The sequence below is a fragment of the Kribbella steppae genome (assembly GCF_004342025.1).
In the GTDB taxonomy this organism is placed as follows: Bacteria; Actinomycetota; Actinomycetes; order Propionibacteriales; family Kribbellaceae; genus Kribbella; species Kribbella steppae.
The window spans coordinates 997,225-1,011,208 of record NZ_SLWN01000001.1; the positions used below are offsets into that span (position 1 = coordinate 997,225).

The 13,984-nt window shown below is 69.1% G+C and carries 14 protein-coding genes and 1 tRNA gene; 9 read left to right on the forward strand and 6 right to left on the reverse strand.

Annotation, left to right across the window (positions count from 1 at the left end):
- Window positions 1-33 precede the first annotated feature (33 nt).
- Window positions 34-819, forward strand: a complete 786-nt coding sequence (locus tag EV652_RS04665) for a hypothetical protein (RefSeq protein WP_132207649.1) — start codon at window positions 34-36, stop codon at window positions 817-819.
- Window positions 820-1,004: 185 nt separating this feature from the next.
- Window positions 1,005-1,208 carry a cold-shock protein gene (locus tag EV652_RS04670; protein WP_132207650.1) on the forward strand — a complete coding sequence of 68 codons (204 nt, stop codon included), beginning with the start codon at window positions 1,005-1,007 and terminating at the stop codon, window positions 1,206-1,208.
- 47 nt (window positions 1,209-1,255) lie between these two features.
- Here the strand turns inward: EV652_RS04670 and EV652_RS04675 are convergent, their stop codons facing one another.
- Genes EV652_RS04675 through EV652_RS04685 form a run of 3 tightly spaced genes read right to left on the reverse strand, consistent with a single transcriptional unit; the run spans window position 1,256 to window position 5,382 of the window.
- Window positions 1,256-1,735 carry a GNAT family N-acetyltransferase gene (locus EV652_RS04675; protein ID WP_132207651.1) on the reverse strand — a complete coding sequence of 160 codons (480 nt, stop codon included), beginning with the start codon at window positions 1,733-1,735 and terminating at the stop codon, window positions 1,256-1,258.
- Window positions 1,732-2,145: a M23 family metallopeptidase gene (locus tag EV652_RS04680; protein ID WP_132207652.1), complete on the reverse strand. Its 414-nt coding sequence runs from the start codon at window positions 2,143-2,145 to the stop codon at window positions 1,732-1,734. Before EV652_RS04680 ends, EV652_RS04675 begins: the two co-directional genes overlap by 4 nt.
- Window positions 2,146-2,178: 33 nt before the next feature.
- Complete coding sequence (locus tag EV652_RS04685) at window positions 2,179-5,382, reverse strand: tetratricopeptide repeat protein (RefSeq protein ID WP_132207653.1); 3,204 nt, start codon at window positions 5,380-5,382, stop codon at window positions 2,179-2,181.
- 217 nt (window positions 5,383-5,599) lie between these two features.
- Here EV652_RS04685 and EV652_RS04690 point away from each other — a divergent pair, with 217 nt between their 5' ends.
- From EV652_RS04690 to EV652_RS04710, 5 genes are all read left to right on the forward strand, one after another.
- The gene (locus tag EV652_RS04690; RefSeq protein WP_132207654.1) at window positions 5,600-6,496 is read left to right on the forward strand and encodes a class I SAM-dependent methyltransferase; all 897 of its coding nucleotides are present in this window, start codon (window positions 5,600-5,602) and stop codon (window positions 6,494-6,496) included.
- A gap of 82 nt (window positions 6,497-6,578) precedes the next feature.
- A complete protein-coding gene (gene orn / locus EV652_RS04695; protein WP_132207655.1) occupies window positions 6,579-7,226 on the forward strand; it encodes an oligoribonuclease in 648 nt (215 codons plus the stop codon).
- Between the two features lie 31 nt (window positions 7,227-7,257).
- A tRNA-His gene (locus EV652_RS04700) sits at window positions 7,258-7,330 on the forward strand.
- A gap of 495 nt (window positions 7,331-7,825) precedes the next feature.
- Window positions 7,826-8,317 carry a SigE family RNA polymerase sigma factor gene (locus EV652_RS04705; protein WP_132207656.1) on the forward strand — a complete coding sequence of 164 codons (492 nt, stop codon included), beginning with the start codon at window positions 7,826-7,828 and terminating at the stop codon, window positions 8,315-8,317.
- Window positions 8,318-8,334: 17 nt separating this feature from the next.
- Entirely contained in the window at window positions 8,335-9,120 is a 786-nt protein-coding gene (locus EV652_RS04710) for a hypothetical protein (RefSeq protein WP_132207657.1), read from the forward strand.
- A gap of 44 nt (window positions 9,121-9,164) precedes the next feature.
- Here the strand turns inward: EV652_RS04710 and EV652_RS04715 are convergent, their stop codons facing one another.
- Both EV652_RS04715 and EV652_RS04720 read right to left on the reverse strand, forming a co-directional pair.
- Window positions 9,165-9,785 (reverse strand): response regulator, encoded by a 621-nt coding sequence (locus tag EV652_RS04715; RefSeq protein WP_132207658.1) that lies wholly within the window; start codon window positions 9,783-9,785, stop codon window positions 9,165-9,167.
- The gene (locus EV652_RS04720) at window positions 9,782-10,993 is read right to left on the reverse strand and encodes a sensor histidine kinase (protein WP_132207659.1); all 1,212 of its coding nucleotides are present in this window, start codon (window positions 10,991-10,993) and stop codon (window positions 9,782-9,784) included. Before EV652_RS04720 ends, EV652_RS04715 begins: the two co-directional genes overlap by 4 nt.
- Window positions 10,994-11,131: 138 nt before the next feature.
- Here EV652_RS04720 and EV652_RS04725 point away from each other — a divergent pair, with 138 nt between their 5' ends.
- Together EV652_RS04725 and EV652_RS04730 are read left to right on the forward strand one after the other, a co-directional pair.
- Window positions 11,132-12,085: an SMP-30/gluconolactonase/LRE family protein gene (locus EV652_RS04725; protein WP_132207660.1), complete on the forward strand. Its 954-nt coding sequence runs from the start codon at window positions 11,132-11,134 to the stop codon at window positions 12,083-12,085.
- A 92-nt stretch (window positions 12,086-12,177) separates the two neighbouring features.
- Window positions 12,178-13,266 (forward strand): ankyrin repeat domain-containing protein, encoded by a 1,089-nt coding sequence (locus EV652_RS04730; RefSeq protein WP_242001546.1) that lies wholly within the window; start codon window positions 12,178-12,180, stop codon window positions 13,264-13,266.
- Here the strand turns inward: EV652_RS04730 and EV652_RS04735 are convergent.
- Entirely contained in the window at window positions 13,263-13,949 is a 687-nt protein-coding gene (locus tag EV652_RS04735) for a DUF429 domain-containing protein (protein WP_158441091.1), read from the reverse strand. The two genes, EV652_RS04730 and EV652_RS04735, sit on opposite strands and share 4 nt — an antisense overlap.
- Window positions 13,950-13,984: the final 35 nt, after the last annotated feature.

Genomic DNA, 13,984 nt, shown 5'->3' on the forward strand with positions numbered 1-13,984 from the left:
AGCGCTCGCCCGTTTGTTTGGCACGATGGCGGGATGACACGCGCGCAGATGGTGTGGATCGGCGGGGCACCGGGAGCCGGCAAGTCGACCATTGCGCGGGACCTGGCCCGCCGCTGGGATCTGCCGCTGCATCCGGTTGATCTGTGGACCTACGACCATGTCGGGCGGATGCCACCGATGCGGTCGCTGGCTGAGGACCTAGCTGAAGGGCCCGCGTTTGCGGCCGATGCGTTCGTGCGGATCTCACGGACGCGGTTGGAGCTGGTGAGTGAGGACGTCCGCGGCCGCGAGCTGGGCGACGTACCGGCGCTGGTGGAAGGGCCTCAGCTATTTCCATCGATGGCTAATGGGGTTGCCGCCGCGGTGTGGTTGGTGCCGGATGCTGAGCAGACCCGGCGGGCGCGGGAGGAGCGGCTGGCTCGGGTGGAGGATCCGGAGGGGCGGGCGCGGTTGGAGGGGCTGCTGGCGCGGGACGCCGTACTGGCTGACCTCGTACGGCGGGAAGCGGTGGAGCACGGGCGGACACTGATCGAGGTGTCAGCCGCACCGGACTGGGTGGAGATTACCGCTGCGGTTGAGAAGGCGCTGGGGTCGCCGCCGCAGCTTGAGGCCGGTGGTGAGTTGCGGAGGCAGCGGCAGTACGAGAACAAGGCCGCGTGTCGGCAGGGACGGTTGTGGCAGGAAGACATTGGGCTGGCGTCGCTGCCGCCGTACCCCTTCGCCTGCGAGTGCGGTCGCTCGGGTTGCTCGGCTGTCTGGTCGGGCACACCGGACGAGTACGACGGGCGGCGGGCTGACGGATGGTTGACGGTCTGCTAGGGTTTCCGATGGTTGCAGTTTTTGCAGTTCCACGTTCGTTGCGAAGCGCCCGCGGATTGTGATCCGCCGGGCGTTTTCTCATTCCAGACCCAGGTCTGTTGTGGGAGGGCTCGTTGCGGCAACCCGGGCGCCGGCACCCGTCGGGCCCGACCCGTGCCCATCTTGGGCCCAAAAAGGAGTACAGCATGGCCAGCGGAACAGTGAAGTGGTTCAACGGTGAGAAGGGCTTCGGCTTCATCACCCAGGACAGCGGCGGCGCCGACGTCTTCGTGCACTACTCGGCGATCGCGACCGACGGTTTCCGGTCGCTCGAGGAGAACCAGAAGGTCGAGTTCGACGTAGCCCAGGGCCCGAAGGGCCTGCAGGCGGAGAACGTCCGCCCGGTCTGAGCCTCACTTCGACAGACCCGGTCCCCTCAGGGGGGCCGGGTCTGTTGTCATGTGGTCCAGAGGTACTCGCCGTCGTCCAACTGGTCAGTACGGATGAGACCAGCGGCTGCTGTGACCGACGCCGATGCGGCGTGGTCGGGGTGGACGTGGGCGATGATCCGCTCGACCCCGTGCTCGTCCAGCCACGCGACTAGGCCGAGCGCGACCTCCTTCGCGTAGCCCCGCCCCTGCCAGTCAGTACCTACGACCCAGGCGATCTCCGCCGTACTGCCGGTGACTGTCGCCTGCACGTAGCCGACGAGTTGGTCGTCGTACTGGATCACCCAGTTGAGCCAGTGCTCGTCGTCACGATCCGGTCCGGCGAGCTGACGGCGGTAGCGGTTCTCCAAGACCTCCACGGTGGGCGGCTCGCCACCCGTGAAAGTGTAGAGGTCCGGGTCGGCCAGGACTTTGGCCATCTCCGCGGCGTACTCGACCTGCAGCGGGAGTACGGCGAGCCGGGCGGTGTGGAACGTAGTGGCGATCACGGCTCAACGGTAGCGCCGGACGGCTCGGTCGCACCCTCCTCGACCGACCCGCCCTGCGCCACCATCCGCATCCGGGCATTCGTGTGCAGATCGAACTGCGGACTCCGCTGGTCCCCCACCCTGTACGGCGCCCCCCGCTCCTCGTAGTGCACCTGCGGACCGGCAGCGACCCCCAGCTGGTCTCCCGTCTCCACGGTCTCCCCCTGGCTGACCGTGAGTTCGGACAGATGGTCGTAGACGTGCCAGATCGCGTTCGACTCGATCACGACCCGGCCGGCCTCGACGCGGACCACCACACCGGCCAGGGTCGCCCTGATCGGAGTGCCTGGTTCGGTGCGGTAGTCGCGACCGGGGTGACCCACCCCGTCGTACTCGCGGACCACCACTGGGTTGTGTACCGGCGCTGCCATGGTCAGATGGTGCGGCCGGACCTTCAGAAAGCCTTAAAGCCGGGCCGGCACCGCCGGATAGGGCGCCGGCTCGACCTCCAGCTCTCCCATCCGCTGCACGTAGGTGCGGTACGCCCGACGGGCTTCACCATGCGCACCGCTCGCCTGGAACGCCGACACCAGGCCCAGATGGGCGCGTTCGTCGTACTGATCCCGCTGCAGGATCCGGAGCAGGTATCCGGCCGCCGCGTCGGGGTCACGCCGGCCCCGCTCGGCCAGCACGCGCGCCACCCGGACGTAGAGCGCCCGGGCCTCCTCACGCATCCCGGCAGCCCAGTCGGCGTACACGTCCTCCTCCAGGAAGTCCCCGCTGTACGCCGCCTCTGCCGCTCGGAGCAACCGCAGATCGCTCGTGTTGAGGCCCTCCCGCGCGTCGTGCAGGAACAGCTCCACGTCCACGGCCGCCTGCTCACGGTCGAGCCAGATGGTGGCCCGGTCAGCGCCGATGAAGTGGTCCGGCGAGTACTTCTTCTCCGGGTCGAGTACGGACCGCACGGTCGACAGCGCGACGGACAGCCTGGGTGAGGCGACCGACTCGTCCTGCTCCGGCCAGAGCAGGTCCAGCAGCTGCACGCGGGCAACCGGGCGGCTGCGACGCGCCACCAGGATCTTCAGCAGGTCACGGGCCTTCTTCGACGGCCACTCCCCCAGCTGGACTGCCTTGCCGTTCCGAAGTACGCGGAAGCCACCGAGGCACTCGACCCGGACGGGAACCGGGCCGGTCTCGTCGCTGGCCGCCAGCGCTGCTGCCGCGTAGCGGGTCGCTCCCGCGGCCAGGAACTGCTGGTGTGCGTGCAGAGCGAGCTCACGGCTTTCCGGACCGGTGGTGCGCTTGGCAAGCATCAGCTCGGCCCGTGCCTGGCCCAACTGGTCGCCCAGCTCGCTGCGGATGTTCAAGACCTCGTGCAGCACCTCGCCACCGCCTGCCGCGGCGAGCAGCTCCAAGGCGTCAGCCAGGCCGGCCCGGTCGCGTCGCTTGCGGCAGAGCGCGGCTGCTTCCTCTGCAGTGGCCGCGGCCTCAGTCTGGTTGCCGGCGTGCAGTGTGACCCACCCCAGGGCGACCAGTGCACCGGACAGACCGAGGACAGGGCCGTAGGCAACTGCTTGGCGCGCCAACGCGGCCAGTTCGGCGGCGCGCTGCGGCTCCTCGACAGCGAGCACCCGGGCCAGACCGGCCAGCGAAGGCACCAGGGCCTGCATGTCCTTGGTCTCCTCGGCGATCGCGATGGCCTCCTCGAAGCAGGCTCTGGCCATCGCACGGTCACCGCGCTCGCGGTAGACCTCGCCGAGGACGGACAGCGGCTGAGCGACTCGCTTGGAGTCCAGCTTCTGGTAGAGCGCCCGCGACGCCTCCAGCTCGCCAATGGCCTCGTCCAAGCGGCCCAGCCTGAGGAGAGCTTCGCCACGGTTGTTCAGAGCCAGTGCCCGGAACACTGCGAAGCCTGCACGGTCCGCAAGCTCCAGGGCGGTGTCCAGCTCCTTCAGACCGAGTGCGTAATCGCCCTCCCCGATGTGGTGCGAGGAACGGTTCACCCGGATCCGGATCGACTGCAGCAGGTCGCCGGCCCGCTCCGCGTGCTCCAAGGCACGTGTGTAGTGGATGGAGTTGCCGCGTGGATCACTGTCGACCGCTGCCAGCATCGCGAGGACCGTGTGGGCGATGGCCAGAGCCCCGTCGTCTCCGGAGATCTTGGCCGTCTCGTGCGCGGCGGTGATCAGCGCCCGGCACTCCTCGAACTCACCGCGCAGCCAATGCGCACCCGCCCACCACGCCTGCAGGAGGGCCTCGTCCGTGGGGTGCTGCCCGTCGATGCGGCCGCGCCGGTACGTCGCGATCGCCACATCGGTCTGGCCGCGCAGGTGGTGGATGAGTCCGAGTCGCCAGGCGATGCCGACCGGGATCTCACCCTCGGGCTCGATGATCCGGTCGAAGCACTCCACCGCACCGTGCCAGTCACCAAGCACCTGCCGGGCTTCACCTTCCAGCTGGTCCATGGCACCGTCACGCAGCTCGGCGGGCAGTGCGGCGACGGCAGCGACCACGATCTCCGCCAGCCCACCGCTGACCATCACATGGCCCCGCTCTGCCAACATGCGAGCGGCTGCCGCCGGGGCAACGGTTTGGTAGCAGGTCAACGCGTCCCGATGCTCTCCTGTCGACTCGAACCACTTGCCGGCTTCCAGAGAGAGCTCAGTCATCTCCCGCTTGTCGACGGCCAGCCTGTCCTTCGCGAAGTTCCTCACCAGTGGGTTGAGCTCGTAGCCGTCCGCGTCACCGGCCGAGACGAGTAGTCCCCGCCTGCGGAGCTGCTGGAGGGTCTCCGCACTGTCCGTCAGGCCTATCGCCTTACACAGCTCGGATCCGAACCTGGGTAATACAGCCACGCCCGCGACCAAGCGCCGTACCGCTGGAGGCTCTGCTGCGAAGACCTCCTCGGCCAGGTAGGCGTACAGCGGACCGTCCGACCGCAGAGCCCGTCGCAACCGGCTGGCACGCTCCTCGGCCGGCGCAGTCCGCAGTGCTTCCACAGCCAGGCGTACGGCGGCCGGCCAGCCCTGCACCGCGGTCTGCAACGACTCAGCGAGGTCGTCGGTGCCTTCACCAAGGACCTTCTGCAGTACGGCGAGGGTCTCGGGGACTGTGAACGCGAGAGCGGTGGCGTCGATCTCCAGCACCTGTCCGCGACCCCGGAGGCGGTCGATGCCGAAGGGCATCTGGGTGCGGGAGGCAACGACCAGATGGAGGGTCGCCGGTGCGGTGCGGACTAGGCCCTCGATCAGTCGGGCGGCGGGAGCAGCGGGATCGATCTCATGCAGGTCGTCCAGAACGAGGACGAGGTCGCTGCTGAGGTTCTGCTCCAGGGCGTCGGCGAGGAGAGTGGCGTACGCGAGCGCCCGCGTCTGCTGCTCGGCATCGGCGTCCGGGCCGCGAGGACTCTGCAGCTCGGCCGGGATGGCTTCGAGGGCAGGCACCTGGCGACGCAGGGCTGCGACCAGACCGGACACCATGGCGGCGAGCGATGCGTCCTCCGCGCGGACCGTGTGCCAGGCGCACGGACGTCCGGCTGCCCAGGAGCTCAGCAAGGTCGACTTTCCGAACCCGGCATCCGCCACCACGGTCAGCAGCCGCCGCTGTGCGCCCTCGTCCAGCAACGTCGCCAACCGGGGCCGCCCTACCGTCCCCGCCACGGTTTCCACCGGCAGCCCACCTCCTCCCCAGACTCGAATAGAACAGCACCCCAGCCCACCGGCCGCAACCGTGCTGGCCCTGATCTCCCGGTTGAACGTCACAAATTCCCGACCGGCCCGGGCAACCTCCCGGATGCCTGGGACAACAACCTGTTTCCGGAACGGTGTGTTGCCGGAATGGCAACGAGATATGGGGGTTGGCGCCGACCCGGCGGAGACTGGCCTCATGGTGGAGATCGAGTGGAGAGAAGAGGCCGGGCGGCTGCGGGCGTCGGCGGCGAGCGAGGCCGAGTGGAACGCGACCGTTGCCGCGAGCCTGGTCCGGGACAGCGACAAGGTGGCCGTGGACGTCGGCTGCGGCGGCGGTGGGATGGCGAAGGCGCTGGCCGAGGCCATGCCGGCCGGTACGACGGTGGTCGCGATCGACGCGGATCCCGACGTACTGGAGCAGGCGCGGGAGCACACGGCCGGTGCCGTTCGGTGTGAGCTGGCCTCGATGGACGACGGTGCCGAACCGTTGCGCAAGGCAATCGATGCGCCGGCGGACCTGATCTGGGCGTCGGCCTCGGTTCACCACGCGGCGGACCAGCAGTCGGCCGTCGACGCGCTGGCGTCGCTGCTGGCGCCGGGTGGGCGGCTGGCGCTCGCGGAGGGCGGTCTGCCGACGCGGAGCCTGCCGTGGGACCTGGGGGTTGGGGAGCCCGGACTGGAGTTGCGGCTCGACCTGGCGCAGGACAGGTGGTTCGCGGCGATGCGAGACTCACTGCCCGGCACGGTGCCGATGCCGTACGGCTGGACCGATGCGCTGACCCGCGCCGGGCTCACCGACGTCACCACTCGGAGCATTCTGAGCGAGTCTTCGGCGCCGCTGTCCGCTGAGCAGCGTGACCGGCTCATCGCTGGATTCCAGCACCGGGTGGATCGGCTGAACCCGGACGCCGTACCGACGCACGGTCATGGGCACGGGCATGGTCACGTTGAGGTCCAGGAGTGGCTTTCGCGGGAGGATCTGGCGGTGTGGGCCCGGCTGCTGGATCCGGAGAGCGAGCAGTATCTCGGCCGGCGGACCGACCTCGCCGTACTGTCCGTGCGCAGCATTCACGTCGGCCAGGCACTGCGCTGAGCTGGTGTGGAGGGATACGCCACGCCGGGGCTCAGGGCGGTGGTCGCGACGGTGTCGGCCCGTCACCGTAAGGTGGGTGCCCATGAACGACCGGCTGGTGTGGATCGACTGCGAGATGACCGGCCTCGATCTGGCGGCGGATGCCCTGATCGAGGTCGCGGTTCTCGTCACCGATTACGAACTGAACGTGCTCGGTGACGGAATCGACCTGGTGATCGCGCCACCCCCGGCCGCGCTGGAGCAAATGGGCGACTTCGTCCGCGACATGCACACCGACTCCGGTCTGCTCGCCGAACTGGCGCACGGGATCCCGCTCGCCGACGCCGAGCAGCAGGTCCTCGACTTCATCTCCGGGTACGTCAAGGAGCCGCGCAAGGCCGCGCTGGCCGGCAACTCGGTCGGCACCGACCGGACCTTCCTGGTCCGCGACATGCCCCGGGTCGAGGCGCACCTGCACTACCGCAACGTCGACGTCAGCTCGATCAAGGAACTCGTCCGGCGCTGGTACCCGCGGGTCTACTACGCGACCCCGGCCAAGACCGGCAACCACCGCGCCCTGGCCGACATCACCGAGAGCATCTCCGAGCTCAGGTACTACCGCCAGACCGTCTTCGTCCCCCTGCCCGGCCCCGACTCCGACACCGCCCGCGCCGCCGCCAGCCTGGTGTCCGACACGGGCAACGGGGCAACGGCAGACCCGATTTCTAGTAATCGCCCAACGTCGCTATGATTGCTCAGCCGTCGCAGTCAGACCGGCAATGGTGGGTGTAGCTCAGCTGGTAGAGCACCTGGTTGTGGTCCAGGTGGTCGCGGGTTCAAGTCCCGTCACTCACCCGAAGTCGAAGGCGATCTGTGTCCGCGGAAAGCGCGGAGCGGGTCGCCTTCGGCATTTGTGCGCGGTCGCTTCGCTCCGCGCGAGCGGGGGCTCCGCCACCCGCACCCCCTCACGCCTTCGCTTCGCTCGGCGGCTGGGGTTGCTCGCCGCTGTCAGATGTGCGCGCCTTCGCTTCGCTCGGCGGCTGGGGTTGCTCGCCCCTGTCGGGTGTGTGCCTTCGCTTCGCTCGGCGGCTGGGGTTGCTCGCCCCTGTCGGGTGTGTGCCTTCGCTTCGCTCGGCGGCTGGGGTTGCTCGCCGCGGTCCTGGCAGGATGGGGCCGGTGAAGTCTTCTGGGAGCTTGTGGTTGGGGTACGGCGCTGTGCTCGTCGTCACGTTCGTGGTCGGCTTTCTTGCCTTTGTGGTGTGGGTGTTGTCGAAGGTCTTCTGAGGTGGGTGTGATCTAGCGGGCCGGTCGATGCGTCTTTCAGGCAGGAGCGTCGATCGAAAGGCTGCGATGAGGGCTACGACGGAGGATTTCGAGGAGTTCGCGCGGGCGCGGATTCCGCAGTTGTACCGGACCGCCTGGTTACTGACCGGGGATCGGCATCATGCCGAGGATCTGGTGCAGGACACGCTCGCGAACATGCTGAAGACCTGGCAGCGGATCGAGAATCCGACGGCCTATGCGCGGGCCGCGTTGGCTCGGACGTTCATTTCTCAGCGCCGGCGGCGGAGTTGGTCGGAGCGGCCGACGGCGGAGGTGCCGGAGCGGGCTGAGCGGGCTGGTGACCCTGAGTTGCGGTTGTCGCTGCAGAGTGCTTTGGCGGAGCTGGCGCCGCTGGATCGGGCTGTGCTGGTGCTGCGGTTCTTCGAAGATCGCAGCGTTGAGCAGGTCGCGCTCGATCTCGGCAAGAACGCCAGCGCGATCACCACCCGGACGTCCCGTGCCCTCGACCGCCTGCGTGCGGTCCTCGGCGACGGTGCCGCCCAGCTGATCGCCCACTGACCTCACCGGGAGAACTCATGAACAACCTGAACGACACCCTGCCCGGTCTGATGCACCGGGCCACCGAGAACCTCGAGCCGGCCTCCACCGACCTGCTCGAACGCACCGTCCAGCAGGGCCTGCGCCTACGCCGCCGCCGTACGACGCTCCTCACGGCCACCGGGGCAGGCGCCGTACTGGCAACCGCAGGCCTCGTGGTCGGCACAACCCAGGTGCTCGGGCGCCCGTCCGACGCAGCAGTCGCGGGTACGACGCCAACACCGTCAGCCAGCCCGCATACGCCCGCTGCGAAGCCGGTGACCTCGAAGGAGACTCTGGCCACGTTGAAGGCGCTCATCCAGGCGCCGGGCCTCACGCTGTCGAAGCCAGAGACCTGGGGTGACAAGAGCGCGCTCGGAGCGGCGTACGTGGTCGACGACGGCAAGGGAGCATCGCGCGTCGACGTGTTGCTGACGGGTGGCGGTGAGGAGGACCGCTGTGCTGTCCCGAGTGCCGCGTGCACGACGCTCCCGGACGGCTCGACGCTGTTCAGCTTGGCCGACCAGCCGGAGTACCCGGGTAACCGCAACAAGGACGGCGTCGTGAGCAACTACGTCGTACGACGCCTGCCCGACGGCCGCATCATCAGCATGACCAGCTACAACGCCCCAGCCGAGAAGGGCTCACCCCACACCCGCGCCAAGCCGCTCTACTCCGTCGCTCAGCTGTCCGCACTCGTCCAGAGCAAGGCCTGGAAGCTGCCCCCGAAGAGCGCCGTGGTGAAGCCGTCGAAGGGTGCCACTCCCCCTAGCAAGACCAAGTAGGACCAGAGGCCCGGCTGCACACGGCAGCCGAGCCTACTGCGCGTCTAGGCGGGTGGGCGGATGATGCGTTGTTCTATGGCTCGAGCTACGGCGGCGGCTCGGGTGTCTACTTCAAGCTTCGTGTAGATGTGGGAGAGGTGGGACTTGATCGTCGCTTCACTGACGAAGAGGCGCTTGGCCAGTTCGCGGTTCGACTGGCCGGTGGCGAGGAGGCCTAGGATCTCGACCTCGCGGTCGGTGAGGAGTGGGCCGCTGCGCTTGACCAGGCGGGCGGCGACTGCCGGCGCCAGGACCACCTCACCGCGTGCGGTCCCGCGGATGGCGCGGAACAGGTCTTCGGGCGGCGCATCCTTTAAAAGGTAGCCGGACGCGCCCGCGTCGATCGCACTCAGGATGTCCGCCTCGGTGTCGTACGTCGTGAGCACCAAGACCTGCGGCGCCTCCGGCAGGGCACGCAGCCGTGCGGTCACCTCAGCTCCACCGGGCCCGCGTCCGAGGTTCAGATCCATCAGTACGACGTCCGGCCGCACAGCCGCGACCAGTTGCTCGGCACTGTGCGCGTCAGACGCCTCACCGACGACAGTCAGGTCGTCCTGGCCGTCCACGAGTGCACGCATCCCGGCGCGCACCACCGGGTGGTCGTCGACCAGCGCTACCCGGATCACGACTCCTCCAGCGGTATGGAGGCTGCAAGCGCCGTACCTTCGCCAGGCTCGCTCTCCAGCACCAGCGTGCCGCCAAGCGCCTGGAGCCGGTCACGGATGCCGGCCAGGCCGCGTCCGCGGTCCGGGTCAGAGCTGCCGGCGCCTAGGCCGCGGCCGTCGTCGCGGACGTCCAGTACGACGGCATCCGGCTGGTAGGTCAGTGTGACCACGGCAGTACTGGCGGCAGCGTGTTCAAGCACATTGGCCAGCGCGCCACGCGCAGTACGCAGCAGGGCAGTCTCTACCTCCGGCCCGAGTGCTAACGGCGTACCGTGCACCTGGACCTGCACGTCGACCCCACTGTGGGCAGCTAGGCGTTCACAGGTCTGCCGCAATGCATCGGGCAATGCTGGGCCGCCTGCAGCGAGCTCTGCGGGTGCCAGGTCGCGGACTACCCGCCGTACCTCGTCCAGGCCGTCGCGGGCGGTCGCCGCCGCCTGGGCCGCGTGCTCGCGGGCAGCAACCGGCCGGTCGTCCCACTCGCGTTCAGCGGCCTGCAACAGCAGATTGATGCTGGACAGGCCCTGAGCGACGCTGTCGTGGATCTCTCGCGACAGCCGCCCCCGCTCAGCCAGTACGCCGGCCTGGTGCTGTGCATCGGCCAGATCACCCTGTGCCGCGTGCAGGTCGTCCAGCAACGCCTGCCGCGCTTGCGCATCCCGCTCCAAGGCTCTGTACGCGCTCACAGCGAGTACAGCGACGCACACCGGACCGAGCACGATCGTCGGGTCCAGCCGGTCAGTCATCCGGGTCCACACGACCACAGTGGTCACGACCATGCCGGCCACCACCGCACAGGCCGGCCAGAACGGCAGCACCCGCAGCGCCACGAATGACAGCGGTACGGCGCACCAAGCGAAGGACGGCGCGAGCAGCACCAGCCCGAACCACACCACTACCAGCAGAGCCAGCCACACCCGCGCGGGCAGCACCCGGTACGCCGCGTAGATGGCCAGCAGGACCACGGCCCCGGCGAGCACCCACGGCGCCCGGTCCCCGAACCCGTGACCGGACAGGTACCGCACGGCCGACGCCAGCACCAGTACGACGAACGCCGTGTGCAGCGCCGTCACCAGACCGTCCGCACGGCCGAGGACCCCGGCCGCCCAGGCCGGTGCCGTCGGGCGCGCCGTGGCCGGAGCCGTTGGGTGCGAGCGTGAAGTGGTCATGTGGAGCCGATGGTAGGCCCGAACGACTCGCTACCGAATCATCCGTTCGGCTATCCGATCGTCCCCGAACGCCCGTCGTACCCGCGCCACATACGGAGCAGGCTGGACAACATCCACTACCTTTGAAGCGAGGTCCTCATGTCCGTCCGCTCCTTGTCCGCGACCCTGGCGTTGTCCGCCGTACTGCTCGGCGTCGGCGTACCCACGGCGTCCGCCCGGCCGTCCAGCTACGAGCTGCCCGGTGACGCGGGCGGGTCCAAGTTCGAGGGCATCGGGTACGACGTACGCACACAGCGCTTCTACGTGTCGGAGACGACCGGTGGCGAGATCCACCGCGCACAGCTCCGCTCCGCGGCCGCGACGGAGTGGTTGCGCGGTGACGGTACTGACGGCCGCTGGACCGCCCGCGGCGTGACTGTCGACTCGCAGGGCCGGGTGTACGTCGCCGGTGGACCGAACGGCATCGATCACCCGGGCGAGCCCGACCTGTGGGTGTACGACCGGTCCGGCCGGCTGCTGGCCGCTCTGCGTACCGGAGTGGCCAACGCGTTCCTCAACGACGTCGTGATCGGTCCGGACGGAGCGGCGTACTTAACCAACTCGAACGCGCCGCAGGTGTTCCGGGTGACCGAGCGGCACGGCCGCTGGACCGTGCGGACCTGGGTGGACGCCGCTGCGACGATCCCGACCCAGACCGGGTTCAACCTCGGCGGCATCGTGGTGTCACCAGACCGCCGTGCACTGGTCGTCGCCCAGGGCAACGTCGGCAAGCTGTGGCGGTTCGACCTGCGGACCGGCAAGGTCTCGGCTGTCGACACAGGCGCGGCGGACCTGGTCAACGCTGACGGCCTGGTGCGGGACGGCAACCAACTGTGGGTGGTGCGGAACTTCTCCAGGGTGCTGAGCACGCTGCGACTGTCGTACGACGGACGTACGGGCACTCTGGTCTCGGCGACTCCGACTGACCCGGCCCGGGTGTTCACTACCGCGAAGCTCGCACAAGGCAGGCTGCTACTCGTCGACAGCAAGTTCGACGAGCAGGTCGCCGTACCGCCGTACGAGGTCGTCGCGCTGACCCCGCCACGCGGATGATGCGGCTGACTGCCCTGGCTGCCGCCATCCTGGTGGCGGCAGCCTGCTCCCCCTCTGTGACCGCACCAGCCCCGACCCCGAGGACCTCCGCCGTGCAGCAAGCCGACCAGCAGCTGATCGCCGCAGCCTGGAAGAACGACGTACCCACCGCCCGCCGGCTGATCGAGGCAGGCGCTGACGTCAACGCGGTGGACGACACCTTGCAGAGCGCCTTCCTGATCGCCGCGAGCGAGGGCTACCTCGACCTGCTCGAGCTGACCCTGCAGAACGGCGCCGACGTCCGCAGTCTCGACAGCTACCGCGGTACGGCGCTCATCCGGGCAGCCGAGCGCGGCCACGCCGCAGTGGTCGGCCGACTGCTCCGCGCCGGTGTCACCGTCGACCACGTCAACCGCCTCGGCTGGACCGCCCTGCACGAAGCAGTCCTCCTCGGCGACGGCAGCCCTCGGTACGTCGACACAGTCCGCCTACTCATCGCAGCTGGGGCCGACCGCGACCTACCGGCTGAGCGCGACGGCACGACGCCTGTGCAGGCTGCCCGTGGCCAGGTTGCCGCCGTACTCGCGTCCAAGCTGCCACCCCGCGACCAGGCTCCTGCAGCTCTGCTCGCGGCAGCCGAAGCCGGCGACGCCAACCGTGTCGCAGCCGCACTGGCGGCCGGCGCTCCACTCGAGTCGCGCGACGAGCACCGCCGTACCGCACTCCTGCTCGCATCCCTGAACAACCACGTCGACGTGGCCCGCCTCCTGGTCGCACGCGGCGCCGACCCCGACGCCCAAGACGACCGCCAGGACTCCCCCTGGCTGGTCACCGGCGTCACCGGCAGCGTCGCCATGCTCGAGGCCCTGCTGCCGGCAAACCCCGACCTCAACCTCCGCAACCGCTTCGGCGGCATCTCCGTCATCCCCGCCAGCGAACGCGGCCACGTCGACTACGTCCGCCGAGTGGTCCAAACGCCCATCAACGTCAACCACGTCAACAACCTGGGCTGGACCGCTCTCCTGGAAGCCGTCATCCTCGGCAAGGGCACGGAACCCTGGCAGCAGATCGTCGGCATCCTCCTTGCGGCCGGCGCCAACCCGTCCCTCCCCGACAGCGACGGCGTCACTCCGCTACAACACGCCGAGACCCGCGGGTACGACGAGATCGCCGACCTCCTCCGCAACGCGGGCGCCCGCTAGGCCCAGATGGCGGCGGGCAGCCCGTCACCGAACACTTCCGGAGGTTCGGGATAGGCGACGGCACGGCCCTCCGCATAACGCCTGGCCGTCCAGGCCGCCGCAGCCGCGTCGAGCACATCGTCGACTGCCGCGAACTCCCCCGCACGGCCGATGTCGGCGGGCACCTGCATGCCAGCGCTCGCCAGTAGCTGCCGACGCTCCTCCCCGCCGGCCCAGGTCGACTTCGGATGCGTCAACGGGCGCCCCGCCATCGTCGCGAAGCAGACCTCCGGATGCACCTCGATCACCACACAACCGGCCGTCGGCGCCCAAGTATCGACTTCCAGAATCTTCCGCGCCAACGCATAAGCCTGCTGGCTGAGCCCCTTCCCGGTCGCCCGCAGATTCAGCGCCGTCGCCTCAGCATGGGTGGCTGCCAAGAGCGCCTCCCTCACCGGCGTCGAGAACACCGACGACGCCCGTCTCCCCACCAGCCTCCGAGCCAGCACATCAGCCTGCCGCACGCCCACCAACGGCAGCCCAATAGGAATGTCCACCCCCACCACAGCAAGAGCCCCATCCCGCTCCGCCGCCGCAACCAACTCCCCGATCGACGTCCCGAAGTACCCCCGCAGGTCGCCGCAGATCCCCACCCACCCCTTCTTACAGGCGTCAACGCCCATCACCCGCCGACTCTCGCTCATGTGCAGGCCTGCTCGCCGATTCCCCACCTCGCCAC